Origin of the sequence: Delftia tsuruhatensis NBRC 16741 (genome assembly GCF_001571325.1) — a bacterium.
Lineage (GTDB): Bacteria > Pseudomonadota > Gammaproteobacteria > Burkholderiales > Burkholderiaceae_C > Comamonas > Comamonas tsuruhatensis.
On the sequence record NZ_BCTO01000013.1, the window covers coordinates 93,867 to 117,096 of the forward strand.

Below are 23,230 nucleotides of genomic sequence, written 5' to 3' on the forward strand. Positions count from 1 at the left end.
GTTTACCGGCCGCGCAGGAACAGCGCGTCCAGCTCCTTCATGCTCATCTGCCGCCAGGTGGGGCGGCCGTGGTTGCATTGGTCGGAGCGTTCGGTGACTTCCATCTGGCGCAGCAGGGCGTTCATCTCGTCCAGCGTCAGGCGGCGGTTGGCGCGCACGGCGCCGTGGCAGGCCATGGTGGCCAGGATCTCATTGCGCGCGCGCTGCACTACGGTGCTGGCGTCGTGCTGGGCCAGCTCGGCCAGCACGCTGCGCGCCAGCTCCACGGCATCGCCCTGGGCCAGGGTGGCGGGCACGGCACGCACGGCCAGCGTCTTGGGAGAGAAGGGCGAGACTTCCATGCCCAGCGCCTGCAGCGTGTCGCCATGGGCCTCGGCCGTGGCCACTTCCTCGGGCGTGGCGGCGAAGGTGGCGGGAATCAGCAGCGGCTGGCTGGGGATCTGTTCTGCCGCATTGACGGCATTCTTGAGCTGCTCGTAGACGATGCGCTCGTGCGCCGCATGCATGTCCACCACGACCATGCCCTGGGCATTCTCGGCCAGGATGTAGACGCCGTGGATCTGGGCGACGGCGCGGCCCAGGGGCCAGACGGGCTCGTCGGACGCTGCCGGGGCCGCTGCGGATGATGTGCGGGGCGCAGAGAAATCCGCAGGAGCAGGCTCGGCAACGGCAACAGTCGGGGACTGGACGGCCGGCGCGTAAGCCGGGGGCGCGTAGCTGACGGGGGCCAGGGCAGCAGTGGGCACAGCGGGTACGGCGAGCACGGCTGGCTGCTCGGCGGCCAAGGCCTGGGCCGGACTTGCAACCGTTGCGGCTGCGGCCTCGCGCATGGGGGCCCACAGCCCCGCCATATTGCTGACCTTGTGGCCGCCTTGCTCATCGCCAAAGCTCATGCGGGCCTGGGGCCAGGCGGGCATGGATGCCTTGGGCGCCGTGGCCGGCGCTGCCACAGCGGCGGGCGCAAGCTCGGGCGTGCGCGCGGCCTCTTCGGCAGCCGCAGCGGCTGCTGCGGCGGCACGCGGTGCGGCCAGCGCGTTCTCTATGGCGTGGCGCACGGCCTGGTGCACCTCGCGGCTGTCGCGAAAGCGTACTTCGATCTTGGTGGGGTGCACGTTCACGTCCACGCGCGCGGGGTCGATCTCCACATACAGCGCATACACGGGCTGCTTGTGGCCGTGCAGCACATCCTCGTAGGCGCTGCGCGAGGCGTGGGTCAGCACCTTGTCGCGCACGAAGCGGCCATTGACGTAGCAGAACTGGTGGTCGGGCCGGGAGCGCGCCGCATCGGGAATGCCCGCGCGGCCCGTGACATGGACGGCGCCCGACCAGTGCTCCACGGTCACGGAGTTCTGCACGAAGGCGTCGCCCAGCACATCGCCCAGGCGGCGCGCAAGGGCTTCGTCCGACATGCTGCCGGCGGCACGCCACTGCTCGACCAGCTTGCCTTCGTGCCAGATGGCAAAGCCCACGTCGGGCCGGGCCAGGGCATGGCGGCGCACGGACTCTATGCAGTGGGCCAGCTCCGTGGCATCGCTCTTGAGGAATTTGCGGCGGGCCGGGGTGGAGAAGAACAGCTCCTTGACCTCGACCGTCGTGCCCTGGTTGCGGGCGGCGGGGCGCAGCTCGCCGCTGCGCGCGTCGAGCAGATAGGCCGAGTCCTGGCCCGCAGGGCGCGAGAGAATGGACGCCTCCGACACCGAGCAGATGGCCGCCAGCGCCTCGCCGCGAAAGCCCATGGTGGCCACGGTCTCCAGATCGTGCAGATCGGTGATCTTGCTGGTGGCATGGCGGCGCAATGCCACGGGCAGCTCATCGCGCGGGATGCCGCCGCCGTCGTCCTCCACCGAGATCAGCCGCACGCCGCCGGCCAGCAGCCGCACGTTGATCTGGCGGGCACCGGCATCCAGGGCGTTGTCCACGAGTTCGCGCACCACCGAGGCAGGACGCTCGACGACTTCGCCGGCCGCGATCTGGCTGATCAGCTCGTCGGGCAGGTCACGGATGGGGCGGCGGGGAAGGGTGTCGGGGGAGGGGGTGGATGCGTTCACAGGGCAATTCTAGGGGCTCGCATCCACCGCTTGAGGCCTGTGGGAATGGGGTCGGAGTGCCTTGGGCACGCGCAAAAAAAGGAGCCGCACAGGCGGCTCCAAGAGGCGTCCCCGGCCACAAAGGCCAGAGCCGGGGGCACTCTTTGATGAGAGCGGACGGGGCCGCGCGGCCTCAGCGGCGGCGGCCGGCGCGGTCGCTGTTGCTGCCCATCTGGTTGCCGACCAGCGCACCGGCGGCCGCGCCGCCCACGGTTCCCAGCGTGGTGCCGAACAGGGCACTGCCCAGCACGCCACCGGCCACGGCACCCACGCCCGTGCCCAGCTGCGCGTTGTTGGGACGGTGGGCGCAGCCGCCCAGGGCCAGCGAGCCGGCCACAAGGGCGGCGACGGCCAGGCTGCGGCCCATGGTGGTGCCCGACTTGCGTTCAGTCATGCGCTCGAAGGTGCGAAGGGTCTTGTTCATGGCTTGCTTCCTTTTGTCCTGATGATGGTGGTGAGGCCGGGCCGGCGGTGCCGACGGCATGCAAGGACTTTGCCTGCAAAAAGCTGACGCACTCGTGAGTTTTTCGTAGAGTTTTATCAAGTTGTGTAACAAAACAGGCGCGATTCCAAGCATTTGTAGTTCCATGCAAGCGCCGGTGTGCGCGGCGGTGCGATCGGCTCTGGCTCGGCTGTGGGGGCATGCCGGCGAAGTACAGTACGGGCCGGTGCGGCGCCCGCCGCGGAGGACCTTCTTTTGGAAATCATTCAGTTCCTGATCGACTTCATCCTGCACATAGACAAGCACCTGGAGGCCTTCGTCGTGGCCTATGGACCCTGGGTGTACGCGCTGCTGTTTCTCATCGTCTTCGTGGAGACGGGCGTGGTGGTCATGCCCTTTCTGCCCGGCGACTCGCTGCTGTTCATCGTCGGCGCGCTGTGCGGCGTGGGGCTGATGGACTATTCGATCGCCTGCACCGTGCTGCTGGTGGCGGCCGTGCTGGGCGACCAGTGCAACTACACCATAGGCCGCTACATAGGGCCCAAGGTGTTCCAGTGGGAGGATTCGCGCTGGTTCAACCGGCGTGCCTTCGACCAGGCCCATGCGTTCTACGAGCGCTACGGCGGCATCACCATCGTGCTGGCGCGCTTCATGCCGTTCATCCGCACCTTTGCCCCCTTCGTGGCCGGTGTGGCTGCCATGGACCGGGGCAAGTTCACGGCCTTCAACGTGGGCGGAGCCATTGTCTGGGTGTTCGGCATCAGCGCCGCCGGCTATTTCTTCGGCAACCTGCCCTGGGTGCGCGAGAACCTGGAGAAGATCATCTGGGGCCTGATCCTGGTGCCGGGCCTGATCGCCATCTTCGGCGCATGGCGCGCGGGCCGCGCGCCCAAGACGGCTTCCTGAGCCTTCAGCGCCCAGCAAAAAGCCCCTTGCGCCGTGATGGCGCAAGGGGCTTTTTCGTTCAGTGGCCGAACGGCGGCGGCAGCGGTCAGCGGCGGTCGTTGCGCTTGCCCACCTCGTTGCCGATGAGTGCGCCGGCGGCTGCGCCGCCCACGGTGCCCAGCGTGCTGCCGAACAGTGCGTCACCCACCACACCACCGGCCACGGCGCCGACGCCGGTACCGATCTGGGCGTTGCTGGGGTTGGTGGAACAGCCGGCAGAGAACAAGGCAATGGCGGCAGCGGCGGCAATGGAATAAAGGCGTGTCTTCATGTTCATCTCCTGTCGTGGCCTGCGTTGCTTCGGCGGATGGATGGTGGCGCAAGCATTGTGTGGAACATGTTGGCATGCTCTCATTCACGGCCTGCGGCCGTGGTAGGAGAGTTGCCCGAGCTGGGGCCGGGCGGTTTGGAAGCGTCCGGTCCTGCCTGTCCGACAGCGGCGGCGGACGGCATGCCGCCGTGCCTGTGGCAACCCTCGCGGCTCAGACGGAGCGGCTGCGGGCCAGCGGCGGGTTGTGCGCGAAGTAGTTGCGGATGCCGCGCATCAGCGCGTCGGCCAGCTGCACCTGGTAGGCGCTGCTGCGCAGCCGGGCTTCTTCCTCGGGGTTGCTGATGAAGGCGGTCTCCACCAGCACGCTGGGGATGTCGGGCGCCTTGAGCACGGCAAAGCCGGCCTGCTCCACGCGCGGCTTGTGCAGCTTGGCCATGTTGCCGATCTCGCCCAGCAGGGCGCCGCCGAGCTTGAGGCTGTCCTTGATCTGGGCCGTGGTGCTCATGTCCAGCAGCATGCGCTGCACGTGCTGGTCCTGCGAGCCCATGTTCAGCCCGCCCACGAGGTCGGACTGGTTTTCCTTGTTGGCCAGCCAGCGCGCGGCCGTGCTGGAGGCGCCCTTGTCGCTGAGCGCAAAGACGCTGGCGCCACGCGCAGCTGGCGTGGTGAAGGCATCGGCATGGATGCTGATGAAAAGGTCGGCCTGAACGCGCCGGGCTTTCTCGACGCGGGTGGCCAGCGGCACGAAGAAGTCGGCGTCGCGCGTCATGAAGGCGCGCATGGGGCTGCCGCCGATGCGGGTGTTGTTGATGCGGTCGCGCAGCAGGTGGGCGATCTTGAGCACCACATCCTTCTCGCGCGTGCCGCTGGGGCCGGTGGCGCCGGGGTCCTCGCCGCCGTGGCCCGGGTCCAGCGCCACGATGATGATGCGGTCGGTCTGGCGCGAGGTGGCGATGTTGGGCGCGGCAATGGGGGCAGGGGCCGGAACGGGCGCAGGCGCTGGGGCAGGAGGACGCGGCGCAGCCGCGGGAGCCGGCGCCTGCGCGATCACGGCAGGCGGCGGCGCAGGCGTCTTGCCGCCCGGGCCGCCGCTGTGCTGGGCGATCAGGTCGCCCAGGGGGTCGGGGGCCGGCGCCGCGGCGCCTGGGGGGCGGGGCATTGCGGGTGCAGGAGGTGGTGGAGGTGCCGACGCCACGGCGGTGTCGTCGCCGGAGGCATCGCGCAGGCGCTCGCTGATCAGCGCCTCCAGCGGGTCCACGGCCTTGGCCGGGTACAGGTCGAACACCAGCCGGTGCTTGTAGGCCGCCACCGGCTGCAGGGTGAAGACCTGGGGCTTGGCGGGCTGCTTGAGATCGATCACCAGGCGCACCACGCTGGGCGAGTTCTGGCCCACGCGGATGGATGCGATGTTGGGGTCGTCGGAGCGCACCTTGGCGACCAGCTCGCGCAGCGCGGGATTGAGGTCGATGCCTTCGATGTCCACGGCCAGCCGAGGCGGCTGGTCCACGAAGAACTGCTTGGCAGCCAGCGGCCGGTCGGACTCGATGGTCACGCGCGTGTACTCTGGCGCAGGCCAGACGCGCACGGCCACGATGGTGGCGCCGTGCGCAATGTGCTGGCGGCCCAGCAGCAGCACGATGGAGCCCGCCTGCAGCAGGTTGCGGCGCGACAGGCCGGACGGATAGGAGAAGGATTGGGCGTCGCTCATGCCTTGAGTGCTTCGATCACGGCGCGTCCGACGGGCGTGCCGGCGATCAGGCTCACCTGGCGCTGCGTCTCGTCGATTGCTTCGATATGAATAGCTATATCTGCCGCAGGCGTAAGCGCTGCGGCCTTTTCGGGCCATTCTGCCAGCTTGAGACCGGGGCTGGCGAAAATATCGCGAAATCCTGCATCCTCCCACTCGCGCGGATCGTCGAAGCGGTAGAAGTCGAAATGCCAGATGGACAGGCCCGGCGCCTCGTGCGGCTCCACCACGGCATAGGTGGGGCTTTTGATGCGGCCCTGCACGCCCAGTGCGCGCAGCCAGTGCCGCACCAGCGTGGTCTTGCCGGCGCCCAGGTCGCCGTGCAGCGTGACGTAGGCATTGCGCAGCGCCGGATGGTCCGCGAGCTGCTGCGCAAACCGCTGCGTGTCTTCCTCGCTGCCCCATATCCAGCGATGGCCCGCAGTTTCCGCATCCTGCGGCCGGGCGCTTTCTACAATCGAGGGAGTATGTTGTGCAGCAGTCAATTGGTTCCTTTGATGCAAGGCTGGGCCCGCGAACTGGGATTTTCCCAAATTGGCGTGGCTGGCGTGGATTTGTCGTCTGCGGAGCCGGGTTTGATGCAGTGGCTGGCCCAGGGGTTCCATGGCGAGATGGACTATATGCAGGCCCACGGACTGCGCCGCGCGCGGCCTGCCGAGCTGGTGCCGGGCACCGTGAGCGTGATCACGGCCCGCATGGACTACCTGCCGCGCGACACGCCCGCCGACGCGCCCGGCGCCTGGCAGGCCATGGAGTGGGAGAGGCTGCAGCGGCCCGCCGAGGGCATCGTCTCCGTCTATGCCCGGGGCCGCGACTACCACAAGGTGCTGCGCAACCGGCTGCAGAAGCTGGCAGAGCGCATCGCCCAGGAGGTCGGCCCCTTCGGCCACCGCGCCTTCACCGATTCCGCTCCCGTGCTGGAGGCCGAGCTGGCCCGGCGCAGCGGCCAGGGCTGGCGTGGCAAGCACACGCTGGTGCTCAACCGCGAGGCAGGCTCCATGTTCTTCCTGGGCGAGATCTATGTGGACCTGGCGCTGGCGCCCACGGCGCCGGTGACCGCGCACTGCGGCAGCTGCGCGGCCTGCATCACGGCCTGCCCCACGGGCGCCATCGTGGCGCCGCACCGGGTGGATGCGCGGCGCTGCATCTCCTACCTGACCATCGAGCATGCGGGCGCCATTCCCGAGGAGTTGCGGCCGCTGATGGCCAATCGCATCTACGGCTGCGACGACTGCCAGCTGGCCTGCCCCTGGAACAAGTTTGCCCAGCCCAGCCGCCTGCCTGATTTCGATGCGCGCGAGATCCTGGCTGGCGGGCAGCTGGTGCACTTCTTCGCCTGGGACGAGGCGACCTTCCTGCGCCTGACCGAAGGCAGCCCCATCCGGCGCATAGGCCATGCGCGCTGGCTGCGCAACGTGGCCGTGGCGCTGGGAAACGCCTGGCGTGAAACCGGCGATACGGCACTGCGCCAGGCGCTGGCCAGCCGCGCCGAACATCCCGACGCCATGGTGCGCGAGCATGTGGCCTGGGCACTGTCGCAAAGATCGGATTGAGCTGATAAGCCGGGGCGCTGGTGTGTGAAACAATTGTTGCGCTCAGTCTGAGGGCTCCCCGGCGGCCTGTTGCGGGCCACCGCCCCTGAGGGCGCGGGGTCTGTGTGACTCAACATGGTGTTCGATATGCGCGCAAAGCCTTTCCGTCTGCTGAACGCCGAACCTCTCACCCAGACCGCCGTGGCCGTCTGGGTAGGCCTGTGCTGCGTGCTGCTGGCCACGGTGGCGTACTGGACGGTGCTGGTGGACAGCCATCGCACGCAGCGAAACTTCACCGAAGCCCAGTCCTGGCTGCGCGTGGGGCAGATGTCGCATGCGGTTTCGGTGCAGGTGCAGACCTTGCTGTCCGGCCTGGACTACACCATGCGCGGCCTGGAGTCCGACTTTGCCGATGGCGAGGCCGACGTCTTTCAGCATGCCGTGCAGACCACCTTCGATGCCTATCCGGCCGGCACCTTCCTGCAGATCGCCGTGGCCGACGAGAGCGGGGACATCGTCTACTCCAATCTGCAGCAGGATGCGCAGACCCGGGCCGCCAAGGTCTCGATCCGCGACCGGGAGCATTTCCAGGTCCATGCCAACCGCGAGACCATGGGGATGTTCATCGGCCGGCCCGTGCAGGGGCGCGTCTCCCATAAATGGACCATACAGCTGAGCCGCGCGCTGTACCGCCAGGGGCGCTTCTCGGGCGTGCTGGTGCTGTCGCTGTCGCCCGACTACATCTCGGGGTATTTCCAGTCCATCTTCGATGGCGCCAAGGACGTGATCTTGCTGCTGCGCACCGACGGTGTCTATCTGGCGCGCTCTCAGGGACAGGACGAGGTGATGGGGCGTTCGGTCTCCGATGTGCGCGTGTCACAGTTCGCGCCGGCCATGGAGCGCGGCACCTACGAGGCCGAGTCCTCGGTCGATGGCGTGCTGCGCATGTATGCCTGGAGCAGGGTGGAGGGCTATCCGCTGATCGTCAGCGCAGGGCTGGACAAGAAGGCCATCTTCGAATCGCTGGAGGAATCGCTGGAGCGCGGCCTGCTGCGCAATGGCATAGGCACGGCGGTGCTGCTGCTGGCCGTACTGCTGACGCTGTGGCTGGCGCGCCAGCGCCAGCTCAGCGAGCGCATGCGGCTGCAGGGCGAGCGGCGCTTCGCGCGGCTGGCGCAGGAGGTGCCCGGGGGGCTGTTCCAGTTCCGCATCGGCGCGGATGGCCAGTTCCAGTTCCCCTTCACCAGCCCGGGGTTCTTCGAGCTGCATGGCGCAAGGGCCGACGCCGTCCGGTTCGCCGACCATGAACTGCTCAAGCGCGTGCACCCCGAGGATCTGCCCGCCCTGGCGACCTCGGTGCAGGACAGCGTGGGGCGCAAGGATGTCTGGGAGCACAAATACCGCGTCTACGGGCCTGGAGGCGAGCTGCGCTGGCTGCACGGCCACGCCCGGCCGCAGCAGGAGGAAGACGGCTCGCTGCTGTGGCATGGCTATGTGCACGACGTCACGCAGGACCAGGCCATACAGGAATCCATACGCCACAGCGAGGAGCGCCTGCGCCTGACGGTGGGTGCCGTGCGTGACGGCCTGTGGGAGTGGGACTGCCGCAGCGGCCATGTGGAGTGGGATGCGCGCTGCTACCAGATGCTGGGCTTCGAGCCAGGCCAGTTCCCCATGAACTACGACGCCTTCTGCGCGATGGTCCATCCCTCGGACAGGGCGCGCGTGCTGGCGCGGCTGCAGCGCCATGCCGAGGCCGGTGCCGACTTCCGTGTGGAGATGCGGCTGCGCGGCTCGGCCGACAGCTGGCTGTGGGTGGAGTCGCGCGGCGAGATCACCCAGCGCGATGCCGACGGCAAGCCCGTGCGCATGCTGGGCACGCACACCGACATACAGCAGCGCGTGGAGCAGTCCCGCCTGATCAAGGCCTTGCTGGACCGGGGCAGCGCCCTCATCGTGATGGCCGGTCCCCAGCGCGAAATCCTCTATGCCAACGAGCGCGCGGCGCAGACCTTCCAGATCGAGACGGAGCGGCTGCCCGGTGGCGTGAACCTGCGCTCGCTGCATGTCAGCGACGAGAGTTTCGAACGCTTCGGCCAGCTGTACGGGCAGCTCAACGCACGCGGCACGGTGCGCACGGAATGGATCCTGCGCATGCCGTCGGGCTCGGACCACTGGTTCGACATGCAGGGCTCGCTGCTGGACCCCGACGAGGACGATGGCCGCGTCATCTGGACCATGATCGACACCGATGCGCGCCGGCGCGCCGAGACCGCGCTGGCCGAGACCCAGCACCGGCTGGAGGCCATCATCGACCGCTTTCCCGCAGGCATCCTGGTCACCGACGCGCAGGCATCCTGGTCACCGACGCGCAGGGCCGCCAGGTGCTGGCGGCCAACCGCATGCTGGCCGCTGCCCTGCAACTGGACATGGCGCCTGCCGCCCTTGTGGGGCTGGGCATGCCGGCGCTGATCCAGCTGCTGCCGGCGTCGGTGGCGGACGTGCTCAGCGCAGGGCCCGTGGCCGGCCGCTCCCTGCATGCGCTGCCCGATGGCCACTATGTGGAGATCGAGGGCATGCAGCTGCGCGACGGCGACCGCTCCATCGGCCATTGCTGGGTCTTCCACGATGCGACGGAGAGGCAGCAGCGCGAATCCCAGCTGGAAACGCTGGCGCTGACCGATGCGCTGACGGGCATTCCCAACCGCCGCGCCTTCCTGGAGCGGCTGGCGATGGAGCTGGACCATCTGCGCAGCGGCCTGGTCGCGCATTCCACGCTGATCATGCTGGACATAGACCACTTCAAGCAGGTGAACGACGGCTACGGCCACGCGGTGGGCGACATCGTGCTCAAGGAACTGCTGGCCTCGGTGGCGCAGGAGATGCGCAGGGAAGACATGGTGGGACGGCTGGGCGGCGAGGAATTCGCCGTGCTGCTGTCCGACACCAATGCGGAGGTGGGCCTGCGGCGCGCCGAAAGCCTGCGCGAAGCCATTGCCGGGCAGGCCATCGATGCGGGCAAGGCCGGAGACCTGCACATCACCATCAGCCTGGGCGTGTACGAGCTGCAGCGCAGCGATGCATCGGCCCAGGGCTGCCTGGAGCGGGCCGATGCGGCGCTGTACTACTCCAAGCGCAATGGCCGCAACCAGTCCACGCTGTGGAGCGAGCGGCTGCCAGCCATCGCGCGGTGATCCGGGCCGCTTTGGCGCAACGGCCTAGGAATTCATCCCGGTCGACTGCCGATTTTCAGAATGGTCCAATGGCCTGATGGCGCCGGAGTCCCGAAAATCCAGGGTTCATGCTGCCGCGTGGCCCTGTCGTCGGTCCGTCTGCCCGAGTCCCCGGGGCGCGATCGACTTCCCCGCACAGCCCCTCACAAAAACAGGCCGCGCGCTGCGCGCCGGGCGAGGAATGTATGACATACAACCGGTGGTCCACGATGCATGTCGCCCCCCTGGGGCGAGCGCAATTCTGGAGCGATGCCAGCCGTGAGGCGCAGATGCCGCACACGCCCCTGGTGGCGCGGCCCGAGCGCTTCGAGGCCGTGCTCACATCGCGTGGCGTGGGCGCGGTGGTGTTCAACCGCATCCAGATGGCGGCGGGCCACGGCATGCAGCGCCTGCAGGCGGGTTGCCAGCGCGCGAGCCCGGCCAGCCTGCTGTGCCTGCTCTACCTCAAGGGCCGAGCCCGGGTGTCTGCGCTCGATGGGCCGGGCGCGGCGGTTGCGGGCGGCGAGTCGCATGCGCAGCCCGGCCAACTGTTCCTGCTGGACGAGCGGTGCGGCTACCGCATCTGGCAGGACGAAGCCGTGGACCTGCTTGTGCTGGCCGTGCCGCTGGCGCTGATCGATTCGTGCGCAGGCATGGCTTCGCAACTGCTGGCACGCAGCCTGCCTGACTGCGCGTCGTTGCAGCTGCTCGTCCAGCAGATGCAACTGATCCATGCATGGCAGGCGCCCCTGCCCGAGGGCGAGTCCGCGCAGCTTTCCGATCTGGTCATCAACACCTTGAAGACCGTGCTGCAGGCCGGGGCCGAAAGGGCTGCAGCCCGGCCTGACGCGCCCATGCACGTGCTGTTGTGCCGGGTGCGCCAATTGATCGCCCGCCAATATCCGGACCCGGCGCTGGGGCCGGAGCGCGTGGCATCGAGGCTGGGACTTTCCGTGCGCTCGCTGCAATCGCGGCTGTCGCGCGAAGGCACCAGCCTCAGCGCCGAACTCATGGACTATCGACTGGAGCGCGCCCATGCGCTGCTGCGCGCAGCGAAGCCGGGAACGCTGGGCGTCACGGAAATCTCGCAGCGCTGCGGCTTCAACTCGCTCGCGCATTTTTCCCGGCGCTTCAGGGCACGCTACGGCAGCACGCCGCTGGAGCTGCTGCGTGAGCCGGGGGCGGAGGGCATGGGGTCGTCCACCTGGCACGGGGACGGGGCGGGCACCTAGACAGGGCTTGCGGCGCCTCGGTCGGCGTGGCGTGCGCAGATCAGGCTGAGGATTTCGAACAGCATCTGCGCGCCCGCATGGGCGGTGTTGGTGGTGGCGTCGTAGGCGGGCGAGACCTCGACCACGTCACCGCCCACGATGTGGATGCCGGCCAGGCCGCGCACCATGGCCTGGGCTTCGCGCACCGTCAGGCCTCCCACCTCGGGCGTGCCCGTGCCGGGCGCAAAGGCCGGGTCCAGGCAGTCGACGTCGAAGGAGACGTAGACGGGCGCATCGCCCACCACCTCGCGTGCGCGGGCAATGACGCCGTCCACCCCCAGGGCGGGAAGGTCCTCTGCGTGGATCACCGTCATGCCCGACTCATAGGAAAACTCCCAGAGATATTCGGCCGCACCGCGTATGCCGATCTGTATGGTCCGCGTGGGGTCGAGCACGCCATCCAGCACGGCCTGGCGAAAGGGGCCGCCGTGGTGGAAGCGGCTGCCGTCGAAGGGGCCGCCAGTATCGCAGTGGGCATCGAAGTGGACCAGGGCCAGTGGCCGGTCGCGGCCCAGCGCGCGCAGTATGGGCAGGGTGATGGAGTGGTCTCCGCCTGCAGACAGCGGAATCACGCCGGCCGCATGGATCTTCGCGAAGGCTGACTCTATGTCGCGGTGCGACTGCTCCAGGCTGTAGCGGCTGGACAGCGGCACGTCGCCGATGTCCGCCACGCGCAGCTCGCGCGTGGGCGCGGATCTGAGTACATGGTTGTAGGGGCCCACGCGCTCTATCGCGCGCAGCGCCCTGGGCCCGAAGCGGCAGCCGCTGCGGTTGCTGATGCCCAGGTCCATGGGCACGCCGATCAGCGCGGCCTGCAGTTCGCCGAAGTCCGGGCGGCTCCAGTCCATGGGGTGCATGGGGGTATCCAGCAGCGTGGGAATGCCTGCGTAGGGTGCGCTGCGCGTGCCGCTGGCGTCGATGATGTGGGCGGCCACGGTGCGGAAATGCGGATCGTGGATGACGGACTCGTTGTCTCCGCCGAAGCGCGCACGCAGCGCCGCCAGCCTGTCTGCAGTAAAGAGGGTCATGGGTGTCCCTTGGTTCAGGATTGGATGCCCGACAGGGAGCGCTGCTGCGAGCGCTGCGCCAGGCTGATGAGGATGAAACTGGCCGTGCTCATGGCCAGGCTGGCGTAGATCGGCGTGTTGGCGGCCAATCCGTCGCGGACCATGAAGACCACTGCCGTGGCGCAGCCCAGCAGCATGCTGGCGATGGCGCCCGCCGTGGTGGCCCGGCGCCAGTAGATGGCGCCGATCAGCGGCACCAGCATGCCGCCCACGAGCAGGTTGTAGGCGGTGGTCAGGGCGTTGAGCACGTCGTCCACCACCAGGGCGATGCCGAGCACGGCAAGGCCCACCAGCAGCGTCAGCAGCCGGTGCCAGCGCACATCGGCCAGAGGCTTGCCTTGCCGCAGCAGGGGCACGAGGTCTTCGGCCAGCACGGTGGAGCCCGCCAGCATGGCCGCGCTGGCGGTGGACATCATGGCGGCCAGCGCGGCAGCGATCACCAGGCCGCGGACGCCGTCCGGCAGGCTGGCCTGCACGATGGCGGCAAAGGCGTTGTTGGGATTGTCCAGTTCCGGCAGCAGCACCCGCGCCGCCATGCCCACCAGGGCGCCGACCAGCCCGTAGACCACGCAGTACAGGCCGGCGAGGCTGCCCGCCACGGCGGCCACGCGTTCGCTGCGGGCCGTGAACACGCGCTGCCACACGTCCTGGCCGATCATGATTCCGAAGAAATAGATGACGAAGTAGGTGGCGATGGTGTCCCAGCCGATGTATGTGACATCGAAGCTGGACGCAGGCAGCCGTGCAACCAGCTGGTCCCAGCCGCCCACGCGGTACAGGCAGATGGGCAGCAGGATCAGCATCAGGCCCGCGGTCTTGATCACGAACTGAACGATGTCCGTCAGCGTCAGCGACCACATGCCGCCCACGGCCGAGTAGATGACCACGACGCCACCGCCCACCAGGATGGAGATCCACAGAGGCAGGTCGAACAGCACCTGCATCACGGTGCCGATGGCGATCACCGACGTGGCCGCCAGCATCAGAGCATAGGCCAGCATCACCAGTGCGCTGGCCTGTTGGGTGCGGGCGCTGTAGCGCCGCTCCAGCACCTGGGTCACGGTGCAGATGCGCAGCCTGAGCAGGGGCTTGGCCAGGAACAGGTTCAGCACCAGCAGGCCCGCACCCAGAGCCGCGCACAGCCACAAGCCCGAGATGCCGTACACGTAGCCCAGGCGTACCGTGCCCACCGTGCTGGCCCCGCCGATCACCGTGGCAGCCATGGTGCCCATGTACAGGCCCGGCCCGAGGTTGCGGCCCGCCACGAGAAAATCCTCCTGCGTCTTCGCGCGGCGCATGCCGTACCAGCCCAGCAGCAGCATGGCTGCCGCGTAGATCACTACCACCGAGATATCAAGCACCATGGTCTCTCTCCCCTTTTGTTCCGACCCCGTGTGCAGGGTCCTTCTGAAACAGCGGTATTCACGCAAGTGAATGTCACGGACCGCCCCTCTTGTTCTGCGCTGGCGGCGTGCTCCGGTGAACCGAAGCGCGCCGCAACAGCCGTGAATGCTAGACAGCAGCCGGGCTTGCATCCATTTCAAGTTCCATCTACAAACATCGATGAACATCGATCTTTGCTGAGTGAAAACCCCATGCTCCATACCGTTTCAGATCTCGACCTGCGGCTGCTGCGCGTTTTTCTGGCCATCGTCGACGCGGGCGGTGTATCGGCTGCGCAGGCCATTCTTGGCGTGGGGCAGTCCACGCTCAGCAGCCAGCTGTCCACGCTGGAGACACGCCTGGGGTTCAGCCTGTGCGAGCGCGGGCGCGGCGGCTTTCGCCTGACGGCCAAGGGCCGGCGCTTCGTCGACCTGGCCCGCGCTGCGCTGCAGGGCCTGGAAGGATTCAGCGCGCAGGCGCGCAACATGCACAGGCAACTGGTCGGCAGCCTGGCCATCGGCCTGATCGGCAATGCACCCACGGAATACAACGCGTTGATGGGGCGGGCCATACAGCGCTTTCGCCAGCGCGACGAGGCCGTGCGCCTGTCTGTGCTGGTGCGCGGGCCGCGCGAGCTGGAGGAAATGCTGCTGCGCGATGAGCTGCAGGTCGCCGTGGGCTATTTCCTGCACCGCGCCCCGGCGCTGGAATACACGCGGCTGTTCAGCGAAAGGCAGGTGGCCTATTGCAGCGCCAGCCATCCCTTTGCCGCGCGCGCGGGCCGCATCGGCGCGCAGGAGGCGGGCGAAGCCGACTGGACCTGGCGCACCTATCCACTGCCGCAGGCACCGCTGACGGGGCGCCCGCGCCATGTCACCTCGGAGGCGGACAACATGGAGGCGGCCGCCATCCTCATCCTGTCAGGCGCCCACCTGGGCTACCTGCCAGAACATTACGCAGCGCCCTATGTGGCTGCCGGCCTGCTGCATGCGCTGGACGAATCCCTCTTCAGCTATGACGTGGACATCACCATGGTGGCCAGGAAGCGCGCACGCCAGGACGACATCACGGCCGCCTTCACGGACGACATGCGTGCCGTGCTGTAGGGGCGCCGCGGCACAGCGGCATCAGAACTGCAGCAGGCTCAGCGCAAACGGCAGGCTGAGCACGCCCAGCAGCGTGGACAGCGTGACCAGCCCCGCCACATACGAGCCGTTGTAGCCCATGCGCGCGGCCAGCACATAGCACGACGATGCGGTGGGCAGAGCCGAGAAGGCCATGAGGATCAGCGCCTGCGCACCGCTGAGGCCAAATGCCCGCACCATGGCATAGGCGATCAGCGGCTGCACCAGATGCCGCACGGCCAGCAGGCACACGGCCAGCAGCTTGCCGGCGGCCAGCGCGCCGAACTGCATGCCGGCGCCGGCCGACATCAGGCCCAGCGCGATGGAGGCTGCGCCTATGCGGGAGACTGACGGCTCGAGCAGCGCGGGCAGCTTCAGCCCCAGCGCGCTGAACACCAGGCCCGACAGCGTGCCCACGATCAGCGGATTGCGCACCAGTTGCCCCAGGAAGTGCTGGTTGCTGCCGCGCGCCATGGGCCAGACGGCCGCGATATTGCACAGCGGCACGCTCACGCCGATCAGCACCGAGATGAACAGCAGGCCCTCAGGCCCCGCCAGACGGCTGGCCAGCGCCAGGCCGATGAAGGAGTTGAAGCGAAACGCCACCTGCACGGCGCCGGCATGCTCGCGTGTGTCGATCCGGCCGCGCAGGCCCGGCCACCAGGGCAGGCTGTAGGCCAGGCCGATGCCGACCAGGGCCGCACATACGCCAGCGGCCAGCAAGTGGGAGGTGGCACCCCAGTCCACCGGGCTCTTGACGATGGAGTGGAACAGCAGCACCGGGAACAGCAGGTAGTACACCAGCGCCTCCACCGCCTGCCATACCGTGCGATTGAGCTGTGTGAAGCGGCACAGCACGTAGCCAAGCACGATGAGCGAAAAATCGGGGAAGAGCAGCACGGCGTAGTTCACGGGGGCTGAGCATAAGCGCAACCCCGCAGTCGCCGCGTCTCCCGAGAAACCATGGCGCGAGGCTAGGGGTAAACACCGGGAAATCAGTGCTGCGACAAACTGTGACAACCGGGCCCCGGGCCTTAGCATCGCTGGGGTCCACACAGCCGATCCGAAAGCGCAGGTCCTGACGACCGTCAAGCGCGCAGCGGGCTCCAGGCCCCAACATGGCTGTTCCGTGGCAGCGTTTGCGAGCCTCCGTTTCGCAGACCATCCATCCGCAGGCACGGCCTTGCGGATGTCCATGAAAACCTCTTCGTCAACACGACCCCCAAAAGGAGATCCTGTATGAATCGTCGCAGCTGGATGGGACTGACCCTGGTCCTCGCAAGCACCGGAGCCCTGGCCCAGGCCTACCCCACCAAGCCGATCAAGCTGGTGGTGCCCTTCGCCCCCGGTGGCACGACCGACATCATCGCCCGCGTGATCGCCGAACCCCTGACCAAGGAACTGGGCCAGCCCGTGGTGGTGGACAACCGCGGCGGCGGCGGTGGCGTCATCGGCGCCATGGAAACCGCGCGCTCGCAGCCCGATGGCTACAGCCTGGGCATCGCCACGGTCTCGACCACGGCGACCAACCCCGCGATCAATCCCAAGATCTCGTACAACACGCTGACGGACTTCACGCCCATCATCAATGTGGCGGCCACGCCCAACGTGATCGCGGTGAACCCCAAGTTCCCTGCCAAGGACTACAAGAGCTTCGAGGCCGAACTCAAGAAGTCCCAGGGCAAGTACTCCTATGCGTCCTCGGGCACGGGCGGCATCCAGCACATGCTGATGGAGCTGTACAAGAGCCTGACCAACACCTTCGTCACCCACATCCCCTACCGCGGCGCGGGCCCTGCGCTCAACGACGTGGTGGCGGGCCAGGTGCCCATGGTGCTGGACAACCTGCCCTCGGCCCTGCCCTTCATCAAGGACAACCGCCTGGTGCCCATCGTGGTGGCCGCGCCCCAGCGCCTGGCCGTGCTGCCCAATGTGCCCACCTTCAAGGAAGTGGGCCTGGAGCCGGTGAACCGCATGGCCTACTACGGCATCCTGGGCCCCAAGAACATGCCCAAGGATGTGGTGGACAAGATCAACGCCGCCGTGCGCAAGGTGCTGCAGGACCCGGCCGTGCGCAAGCGCATCGAGGACACGGGCTCCCTGGTCATCGGCAACTCGCCTGAAGAGTTCGCCAAGCAGATCAAGGAAGAGTACGAGACCTACAAGAAGGTGGTTGCCCAGCAAAAACTCACGCTGGAGTAAGCACCGCCCTGAGCGGTTGGCTCAGAACCCGAGGCTCCTTGCGGGCCTCGGGTTTTTTCGTTGTAGGCTTGATGGGATGTCCCAAGTGCCTGCCGCTTCCATCGTGTCCCCCTCGGTTGCCGAAGCCGAACCTGCTGCCGATCCTGCATCCTGGCCCGCGCCGCTGCCGGCCAGCCTGGATGCGCTGGACCTGTTCATGGATGCGCTGCTGCTGGAAGACGGGCTGTCGCGCAATACGCTGGCGGCCTATCGCCGGGATCTGACGGCCTGGGGGCGGTGGCTGGCGCACCAGCGGCCGCCGCTGGCGCTGGATGCGGCGGGCGAGCTGGAGCTGCAGGGCTATTTCGCGGTGCGCGTGGAGCAGACCAAGGCCAGCTCGTCGAACCGGCGGTTGACGGTGCTGCGCCGCTACTACCACTGGGCGCTGCGCGAGCAGCGCATTGCGGCCGATCCCACGGTGCGCATGCTGGCGGCACGGCAGCCGCCGCGCGTGCCGCATACGCTGACGCAGGCTCAGGTGGAGGCGCTGCTCAAGGCGCCCGATGTCGATACGCCGCTGGGCCTGCGTGACCGCGCCATGCTGGAGCTGATGTACGCCAGCGGCCTGCGCGTGAGCGAGCTGGTGGATCTGCCGATGCATGGCATCGATCTGCGCTCGGGCGTGCTGCGCGTGACCGGCAAGGGGCAAAAGGAAAGACTGGTGCCTTTCGGCCAGGAGGCGCACTGGTGGCTGGAGCGCTACCTGGCCACGGCGCGCGGTGCCATCCTGGGCGGGCAGCGCAGCGATGCGGTCTTCGTGACCCAGCGCGGGGCTGCGATGAGCCGCGTGATGTTCTGGGTCATCGTCAAGCGCTGCGCGCAGGTTGCGGGTGTCACGGCACCGCTGTCGCCGCACACGCTGCGCCATGCCTTCGCCACGCATTTGCTCAACCACGGCGCTGACCTGCGCGTGGTGCAGATGCTGCTGGGCCATGCCGATATCTCCACCACCACCATCTACACCCATGTGGCGCGCGAGCGGCTCAAGGCCCTGCACGCTTTGCACCATCCGCGTGGTTGATTGGATGTGGTCGGTTCGCCGGATTGCCTATTTCTGGCGTTGAAACCGTCGAAGTGGCAAAGCCCGCCTCGGGGATATGTGCTTTGCACAACAATCACCGCCGTGTTCGATGTGTTTCTGCGGAGTTCTCGATGACTGATTTCCTGCGCCGGCATGTGCTGGTGACTTCCATGCTGGCGGCGACGGTGGCTGCCGCGGCCCTGCCGATGTCTGCGTCGGCTGCCGATGCGGCATGGCCCAGCCGGCCCATCCGCGTGGTGGTTTCCTACCCGGCCGGCGGCGTCAGCGATGTGGTGGCCCGCGCCCTGGGCGAGAAGCTGGCCGCCCGCCTGGGCCAGCCCGTGGTGGTGGACAACAAGGCCGGCGCCGGCGGCGCCATCGGCCTGGACCTGGTGGCCAAGGCCGCACCCGATGGCTACACGCTGGGCTTTTCCTCCATCAGCCCGCTGACGCTGAGCCCGCACCTGGGCAAGCCCCTGTTCGATCCGCAGCGCGACCTGGTGCCCGTGACCAGCGTGATGTACTCGCCCGTGCTGCTGCTGGGCACCGCCCGCTCCACGGCGGCCGACTTCAATGCGCTGGTGGCCCAGGCCAAGGCGCAGCCCGGTGAAGTGCGCTGGGCCACGGCCGGCCTGGCCTCGCTGGGCCACATCATGCTCGAGCAGATCATGCATGCCTCGCAGGTCCGGATCACGCACATTCCCTACAAGGGCGGCGGGCAGCAGCTCAATGACGGCCTGAGCGCGCAGTTCGAAGTGCTGTCCACCAATGCCGGCCCGGCCGTTTTGCAGCACATCAAGGCGGGCAAGTTCAAGGCCCTGGCCGTGGGCGCACCCCAGCGCCTGGAGTCGCTGCCCGGCGTTCCCACGCTGGCCGAACTGGGCTACAAGAGCGCCAACATGACCTCGGTGTTCGGCATCTTCGCGCCCGCTGGAACGCCTGCGCCCGTGCTGCAAAAGCTCAATGCCGAGATCAACCAGGTGCTGGCCCAGCCGGACATGCGCGCCAAGCTGGAGGCCACCGACAACGTGGCCATGGGCGGCAAGGCCGAGGACTTTGCACGCCAGATCGAGGCCGAGTCCCAGTCCAACGCGCGCATCATTCGCGCAGCCGGCATCAAGCTCAATTGATGGAGCGCAGGGTGCCACCGGCGCCCATGCAAAAAGGGCTTGCAGCCGTCATGGCCGCAAGCCCTTTGTCTTTGGTGCCGGATGTGCGGGGCCCGCCTATGCCATGGGCTCGTCCGCCGTGAGATTGTCGGCCCAGGCCAGGGCCTGCAGATGCGCCCAGTTGACCTGGTGGTTGGACAGCTGCAGTGCATTGGCTGCGCGCGCAAAGCCTTCGTCATCGCCGCTTTCGCAGGCACGCGTCAACTCCAGGAAGGGCGCGAACACGCCCTTGTTGTGCACCAGCGCATCGATCACGGGCTGGGGCAGGGCGATGGACTCCAGCGCCTTTTCCATGGGCTGGCCCAGCATCACGTCCAGCAGCGAGAACACGCCGACCACGAAGGCGTTGTCGCACTCCTCGGGCGAGAGCAGCTCGGCCGTCAGCAACTCCATCAGGCGCCCGCGCACCACGGCGGTCTGGCCCACGGCCGGCGGCGTGCCGCCCGCGCGCGAAGTGGTCAAAAGCAGGGCCGCCCAGCGGAACAGCTTCTTGAGACCCAGGATCATCACCGCGTGGCGGAACGAGGTGATCTCGCACGACAGGCCGAAACCCGAGGAGTTGATGAAGCGCAGCAGGTTGAAGGACAGCGTGGGATCCTTCTTGAGCAGGGCTTCGATCTCGTCCGTGCTGGCCTGCTGGCGTACCAGATTGATCAGCTGGATGATGGTGGCCTGCGTGGGGCGGATGGTGCGCGCCTGCACGAGTTGCGGCTGGGCGAACCAGAAGCCCTGGAACAGCCGCACGCCCAGGTCGCGCATGCGCTCGAACTGCTCGGAGGTCTCGACCTTTTCGGCCACGATCTGGGCATTGGTATGGGCGCGCGCGAACTTCACCAGGGTCTCGGCATCGGCCAGTGCGAAGGTCTGCATGTCCAGCTTGATGAAGGCGGCCGCAGGCAGCCAGCTGGCATAGGCGCGGCGCAGCAGGTGCTGGTTGAAGGCCAGGCGGAAGCCGCGCTGGCGCAGGGCCTGGAAGGTGGGCAGGCGTTCCTCGATATCGGCAGCCGTGGCGTTCTCGCCCAGCGTGGGTACCTCCAGCACCACCTTGTCGGGGTGGATCAGTTCCAGGTGGCCGCCGGCCAGGCTGTCATGCGTGCAGTTGATGAAGACTGTCTTCTTGCCCACCAGCGCTTCGGCGCCCGCATACGACAGCGCGTTGAAGAGCAGGGCGGCATCGGAGGCAGCCGTGTGCGCATGCTGGGCCGTGGAGCGGTCGAAAAGCTCATAGCCGAAGACATCGCGCGCCTCGTTGACGATGGCCTGGCGCGCAATGACGGCCACCTGCCCGTCCTCCACCCCGGCTGGCAGGGGGGGCGGCGGAGCGGAGGAGTTGTCGTTGGTAGTCATTTGAAAGCTGAGAAAGATGGATGAGCGATGGCTTTCGATGGCGTTCTATAGCTTATAGCTATAGCGAGCTGTCTGCCAGTTGGTCGGTCCAGGCCAGGGCCTGCAGATGGGCCCAGTTGATCTGCTGGCTGCTCAGGCGCAGCGCGCCTGCGCTGCGGTGGAAGGCTGCATCGTCGCTGGCTTCGCAGGCCTGGGCCAGGATCAGCAGCTCGCCCAGCACGCCTTCGTGGCGCAGCACGGCGGCGGAGACGGCATCGGGCACGGGGATCAGGCTCATGGCCACGTCCTGCGGCAGGTCCAGCATGCTGCCCAGCAGCGAGAAGATGCCGACGACGAAGGCCTGGTCGGAGTCTTCCTCGCTCAGCGATTCCTGGGCCAGCAGCTCCATCAGCCGCCCGCGGATCACGGCGGTCTGGCCGATGGCCGGCGGCGGGCCGCCGTTGCGCGATGCGGTCAGCAGCATGGCCGCCCAGCGGAACAGCTTCTTGAGGCCCATGAGCATCACGGCCTGGCGGAACGAGGTGATCTCGCGCTGCACGCCGAAGCCCACGGAATTGATCAGGCGCATCAGGTTGAAGGCCAGGCCCGCATCTTTCTTGAGCACATCCTCGATGGCATCGGTGCTGGCCTGCTGGCGCACCAGATTCAGCAGCTGGACAATGCTTTGCTGCGAGGGCGACAGCAGCTTGGTGCGCACCACCGTGGGCCGCGCGAACCAGAAGCCCTGGAACAGCTGTATGCCCAGGCGGCCCACCTGCTCATGCTGCTGGGCGCTTTCCACCTTCTCGGCGATCAGCTCGGCGCGCGTGTGGCGGCCGGCAAAATTGACCAGCACGGCCAACTGGTCAGGGGCCAGCACGGACAGGTCGAACTTGATGTAGTCGGCCAGGGGCAGCCAGGCTGCATAGGCGGACTCCAGCACCGTGTGATTGAAGGCCAGGTTGAAACCGCGTGCGCGCAGATTGCTGAGGATGGGCAGGCGGGCCTGTACCTCCTGCTGGGCGGCCAGGCCCAGCGGCGGTATCTCCAGCACCACCTTGTCGGGGTTGAGCAGCTCCAGATGCCCGCCGGCCAGGCTTTCATGCGTGCAGTTGACGAACATCAGCTTGGTGCCAACCAGATCTTCTTCGCCCGCATGCGACAGGGCCGTGAACACCAGGGACACATCCGAGGCCGCCGTATGGTCCGGGTAGGCGCGCGAACGGTTGAAAAGCTCATAGCCGATGATCTGCTGCACCCCGTTGACGATGGCCTGGCGCGCAATCATTCCCCGATCCGTGGACGCGGGGCTGGCCACAGGGGCATCGTTGAAGAGATGGACAGGCAATTCGGTCATGGAGTGTTCGGTCGAAGGGACACGGGAAGCAGCAGATCTGATTGTAGGAATGTTCTGAATAAATATGCCGACAGGCAGTGTCTGCTGGGACAAGTCCGATTGCGGAGTCGGACCCATCCTAGTTTGTAAACCATTGTGTGGCTTCACGAGCGGCCTGGGCCTGTCCGCACGGCGCAGGCAGGCTTTCTTCAGACCTGCTGCAACCAGGCCAGTTCAGTATCGGTGAAGCCTGCGGCGCGGCGTGCGCGTTCGTTGAAGGGCGGGCGCAGGCGCGGCGCCTCGTAGCGCAGGGTCAGCGCCTGGTAGTGGGCCTCGGGCTCCAGGCCTTCGCGCTCGCACAGCCAGCGGTACCAATGATTGCCTATGGCCACGTGGCCCACTTCCTCGCGCAGGATGATGTCGAGGATGTCCACCGCCGCCAGCGCATCGGGCGCGCGCGTGTTGCGCAGCTTGTTCTGGATCTGGGGCGTGGCGTCCAGGCCGCGCGCCTCCAGCGTGCGCGGCACCAGGGCCATGCGGGCCACCACGTCATGGGCGGTCTTCTCGCACATGGTCCACAGGCCCTGGTGGGCCGGGAAATCGCCGTAGTCGTGGCCCAGGTGCGCGCGCAGATGCTCGCGCAGCAGGCGAAAGTGCCTGGCCTCCTCGGCGGCCACCTGCAGCCAGTCCAGGTAGTACTGCTGCGGCATGCCGTCAAAGCGCCAGACGGCGTCCAGCGCCAGATTGATGGCGTTGAACTCGATGTGGGCTATGGCGTGGATCAGCACGGCCCGGCCTTCCGGCGTCGCCGGCGAACGCCTTGCAACGGCGGTGTGGTGGCGCAGCTCGGGCCGCAGCGGGCGGCCCGGCAGGTCCGGCGCGGGATCCGGCAGGGCCGGTGCCTGCGGTGCTATTGAATAAAGCGCCTGCCGCGCATACATGTCCAACGCGGCGGCGGCCTTTTCTTCGGGGTCCGTGAGGCACAAGACCTCAAGGGCGCGGTGACGTAACTCCATCCCTACAATTCTAGGTTTCCTGCCATCACCAATAATTGAC

20 protein-coding genes are annotated in these 23,230 nt (G+C 67.6%); 9 read left to right on the top strand and 11 right to left on the bottom strand.

What is annotated here, in order from left to right:
- Positions 1–2: 2 nt before the first annotated feature.
- Both mutL and DTS01S_RS05750 read right to left on the bottom strand, forming a co-directional pair.
- Positions 3–2,048 (bottom strand): DNA mismatch repair endonuclease MutL, encoded by a 2,046-nt coding sequence (gene mutL / locus DTS01S_RS05745; protein ID WP_061287428.1) that lies wholly within the window; start codon positions 2,046–2,048, stop codon positions 3–5.
- A 172-nt stretch (positions 2,049–2,220) separates the two neighbouring features.
- Positions 2,221–2,511, bottom strand: coding sequence for a glycine zipper 2TM domain-containing protein (locus DTS01S_RS05750; RefSeq protein WP_016447667.1), 291 nt, complete (start codon positions 2,509–2,511; stop codon positions 2,221–2,223).
- A 273-nt stretch (positions 2,512–2,784) separates the two neighbouring features.
- Here DTS01S_RS05750 and DTS01S_RS05755 point away from each other — a divergent pair, with 273 nt between their 5' ends.
- A complete protein-coding gene (locus tag DTS01S_RS05755; protein WP_016447666.1) occupies positions 2,785–3,435 on the top strand; it encodes a DedA family protein in 651 nt (216 codons plus the stop codon).
- An 85-nt stretch (positions 3,436–3,520) separates the two neighbouring features.
- Here the strand turns inward: DTS01S_RS05755 and DTS01S_RS05760 are convergent, their stop codons facing one another.
- The 3 genes from DTS01S_RS05760 to tsaE form a co-directional block, all read right to left on the bottom strand.
- Positions 3,521–3,745: a glycine zipper domain-containing protein gene (locus tag DTS01S_RS05760; protein WP_016447665.1), complete on the bottom strand. Its 225-nt coding sequence runs from the start codon at positions 3,743–3,745 to the stop codon at positions 3,521–3,523.
- A gap of 211 nt (positions 3,746–3,956) precedes the next feature.
- Positions 3,957–5,453, bottom strand: a complete 1,497-nt coding sequence (locus DTS01S_RS05765) for an N-acetylmuramoyl-L-alanine amidase (protein ID WP_061287429.1) — start codon at positions 5,451–5,453, stop codon at positions 3,957–3,959.
- A complete protein-coding gene (gene tsaE, locus DTS01S_RS05770) occupies positions 5,450–5,977 on the bottom strand; it encodes a tRNA (adenosine(37)-N6)-threonylcarbamoyltransferase complex ATPase subunit type 1 TsaE (protein ID WP_016447663.1) in 528 nt (175 codons plus the stop codon). The genes DTS01S_RS05765 and tsaE overlap by 4 nt, the downstream gene beginning before the upstream one ends.
- Positions 5,978–5,989: 12 nt before the next feature.
- On the opposite strand from tsaE, the gene queG reads away from it, so the two are divergent.
- The 4 genes from queG (at position 5,990) to DTS01S_RS05785 (ending at position 11,468) form a co-directional block, all read left to right on the top strand.
- On the top strand, positions 5,990–7,045 hold the full coding sequence (gene queG / locus DTS01S_RS05775) for a tRNA epoxyqueuosine(34) reductase QueG (protein ID WP_034347671.1): 1,056 nt from the start codon (positions 5,990–5,992) through the stop codon (positions 7,043–7,045).
- A 126-nt stretch (positions 7,046–7,171) separates the two neighbouring features.
- Positions 7,172–9,496, top strand: a complete 2,325-nt coding sequence (locus DTS01S_RS05780) for a PAS domain-containing protein (RefSeq protein ID WP_254787847.1) — start codon at positions 7,172–7,174, stop codon at positions 9,494–9,496.
- Entirely contained in the window at positions 9,427–10,218 is a 792-nt protein-coding gene (locus DTS01S_RS31135) for a GGDEF domain-containing protein (protein WP_254787849.1), read from the top strand. The genes DTS01S_RS05780 and DTS01S_RS31135 overlap by 70 nt, the downstream gene beginning before the upstream one ends.
- Positions 10,219–10,442: 224 nt before the next feature.
- Positions 10,443–11,468: a helix-turn-helix transcriptional regulator gene (locus DTS01S_RS05785; protein WP_174538862.1), complete on the top strand. Its 1,026-nt coding sequence runs from the start codon at positions 10,443–10,445 to the stop codon at positions 11,466–11,468.
- Here the strand turns inward: DTS01S_RS05785 and speB are convergent.
- Together speB and DTS01S_RS05795 are read right to left on the bottom strand one after the other, a co-directional pair.
- Positions 11,465–12,535, bottom strand: coding sequence for an agmatinase (gene speB / locus DTS01S_RS05790; RefSeq protein WP_016447658.1), 1,071 nt, complete (start codon positions 12,533–12,535; stop codon positions 11,465–11,467). The genes DTS01S_RS05785 and speB overlap by 4 nt on opposite strands.
- A 14-nt stretch (positions 12,536–12,549) precedes the next feature.
- The gene (locus DTS01S_RS05795) at positions 12,550–13,938 is read right to left on the bottom strand and encodes a sodium:solute symporter (RefSeq protein WP_016447657.1); all 1,389 of its coding nucleotides are present in this window, start codon (positions 13,936–13,938) and stop codon (positions 12,550–12,552) included.
- Between the two features lie 231 nt (positions 13,939–14,169).
- Here DTS01S_RS05795 and DTS01S_RS05800 point away from each other — a divergent pair, with 231 nt between their 5' ends.
- A complete protein-coding gene (locus DTS01S_RS05800; RefSeq protein ID WP_016447656.1) occupies positions 14,170–15,063 on the top strand; it encodes a LysR family transcriptional regulator in 894 nt (297 codons plus the stop codon).
- Positions 15,064–15,084: 21 nt separating this feature from the next.
- Here the strand turns inward: DTS01S_RS05800 and DTS01S_RS05805 are convergent, their stop codons facing one another.
- The gene (locus tag DTS01S_RS05805; RefSeq protein WP_017404366.1) at positions 15,085–15,993 is read right to left on the bottom strand and encodes an AEC family transporter; all 909 of its coding nucleotides are present in this window, start codon (positions 15,991–15,993) and stop codon (positions 15,085–15,087) included.
- A 327-nt stretch (positions 15,994–16,320) separates the two neighbouring features.
- Between DTS01S_RS05805 and DTS01S_RS05810 the strand changes: the two genes are divergently transcribed.
- From DTS01S_RS05810 to DTS01S_RS05820, 3 genes are all read left to right on the top strand, one after another.
- Entirely contained in the window at positions 16,321–17,283 is a 963-nt protein-coding gene (locus DTS01S_RS05810) for a tripartite tricarboxylate transporter substrate binding protein BugE (protein ID WP_016447654.1), read from the top strand.
- Between the two features lie 76 nt (positions 17,284–17,359).
- Positions 17,360–18,343, top strand: a complete 984-nt coding sequence (gene xerD, locus DTS01S_RS05815) for a site-specific tyrosine recombinase XerD (protein WP_061287430.1) — start codon at positions 17,360–17,362, stop codon at positions 18,341–18,343.
- 131 nt (positions 18,344–18,474) lie between these two features.
- On the top strand, positions 18,475–19,473 hold the full coding sequence (locus DTS01S_RS05820; RefSeq protein ID WP_016447652.1) for a Bug family tripartite tricarboxylate transporter substrate binding protein: 999 nt from the start codon (positions 18,475–18,477) through the stop codon (positions 19,471–19,473).
- Positions 19,474–19,569: 96 nt separating this feature from the next.
- Here DTS01S_RS05820 and DTS01S_RS05825 read toward each other — a convergent pair whose 3' ends face one another.
- From DTS01S_RS05825 to DTS01S_RS05835, 3 genes are all read right to left on the bottom strand, one after another.
- Positions 19,570–20,859 (bottom strand): EAL and HDOD domain-containing protein, encoded by a 1,290-nt coding sequence (locus tag DTS01S_RS05825; RefSeq protein ID WP_016447651.1) that lies wholly within the window; start codon positions 20,857–20,859, stop codon positions 19,570–19,572.
- Between the two features lie 58 nt (positions 20,860–20,917).
- Positions 20,918–22,195, bottom strand: a complete 1,278-nt coding sequence (locus tag DTS01S_RS05830) for an EAL and HDOD domain-containing protein (RefSeq protein ID WP_016451246.1) — start codon at positions 22,193–22,195, stop codon at positions 20,918–20,920.
- A gap of 188 nt (positions 22,196–22,383) precedes the next feature.
- A complete protein-coding gene (locus DTS01S_RS05835) occupies positions 22,384–23,190 on the bottom strand; it encodes a ferritin-like domain-containing protein (RefSeq protein ID WP_016451247.1) in 807 nt (268 codons plus the stop codon).
- Between the last annotated feature and the right edge of the window lie 40 nt (positions 23,191–23,230).

What these genes read in the sequence shown, in the direction of transcription:
- DTS01S_RS05765 (WP_061287429.1), bottom strand. Translation starts at nt 5,453, where the DNA reads ATGAGCGACGCCCAATCCTTCTCCTATCCGTCCGGCCTGTCGCGCCGC.
- DTS01S_RS05785 (WP_174538862.1), top strand. Translation starts at nt 10,443, where the DNA reads ATGACATACAACCGGTGGTCCACGATGCATGTCGCCCCCCTGGGGCGA.
- DTS01S_RS31135 (WP_254787849.1), top strand. Translation starts at nt 9,427, where the DNA reads ATGCTGGCCGCTGCCCTGCAACTGGACATGGCGCCTGCCGCCCTTGTG.
- queG (WP_034347671.1), top strand. Translation starts at nt 5,990, where the DNA reads ATGCAAGGCTGGGCCCGCGAACTGGGATTTTCCCAAATTGGCGTGGCT.
- DTS01S_RS05820 (WP_016447652.1), top strand. Translation starts at nt 18,475, where the DNA reads ATGACTGATTTCCTGCGCCGGCATGTGCTGGTGACTTCCATGCTGGCG.
- DTS01S_RS05750 (WP_016447667.1), bottom strand. Translation starts at nt 2,511, where the DNA reads ATGAACAAGACCCTTCGCACCTTCGAGCGCATGACTGAACGCAAGTCG.
- DTS01S_RS05810 (WP_016447654.1), top strand. Translation starts at nt 16,321, where the DNA reads ATGAATCGTCGCAGCTGGATGGGACTGACCCTGGTCCTCGCAAGCACC.
- DTS01S_RS05760 (WP_016447665.1), bottom strand. Translation starts at nt 3,745, where the DNA reads ATGAAGACACGCCTTTATTCCATTGCCGCCGCTGCCGCCATTGCCTTG.
- DTS01S_RS05835 (WP_016451247.1), bottom strand. Translation starts at nt 23,190, where the DNA reads ATGGAGTTACGTCACCGCGCCCTTGAGGTCTTGTGCCTCACGGACCCC.
- DTS01S_RS05825 (WP_016447651.1), bottom strand. Translation starts at nt 20,859, where the DNA reads ATGACTACCAACGACAACTCCTCCGCTCCGCCGCCCCCCCTGCCAGCC.
- speB (WP_016447658.1), bottom strand. Translation starts at nt 12,535, where the DNA reads ATGACCCTCTTTACTGCAGACAGGCTGGCGGCGCTGCGTGCGCGCTTC.
- DTS01S_RS05800 (WP_016447656.1), top strand. Translation starts at nt 14,170, where the DNA reads ATGCTCCATACCGTTTCAGATCTCGACCTGCGGCTGCTGCGCGTTTTT.
- DTS01S_RS05795 (WP_016447657.1), bottom strand. Translation starts at nt 13,938, where the DNA reads ATGGTGCTTGATATCTCGGTGGTAGTGATCTACGCGGCAGCCATGCTG.
- xerD (WP_061287430.1), top strand. Translation starts at nt 17,360, where the DNA reads ATGTCCCAAGTGCCTGCCGCTTCCATCGTGTCCCCCTCGGTTGCCGAA.
- DTS01S_RS05780 (WP_254787847.1), top strand. Translation starts at nt 7,172, where the DNA reads ATGCGCGCAAAGCCTTTCCGTCTGCTGAACGCCGAACCTCTCACCCAG.
- DTS01S_RS05830 (WP_016451246.1), bottom strand. Translation starts at nt 22,195, where the DNA reads ATGACCGAATTGCCTGTCCATCTCTTCAACGATGCCCCTGTGGCCAGC.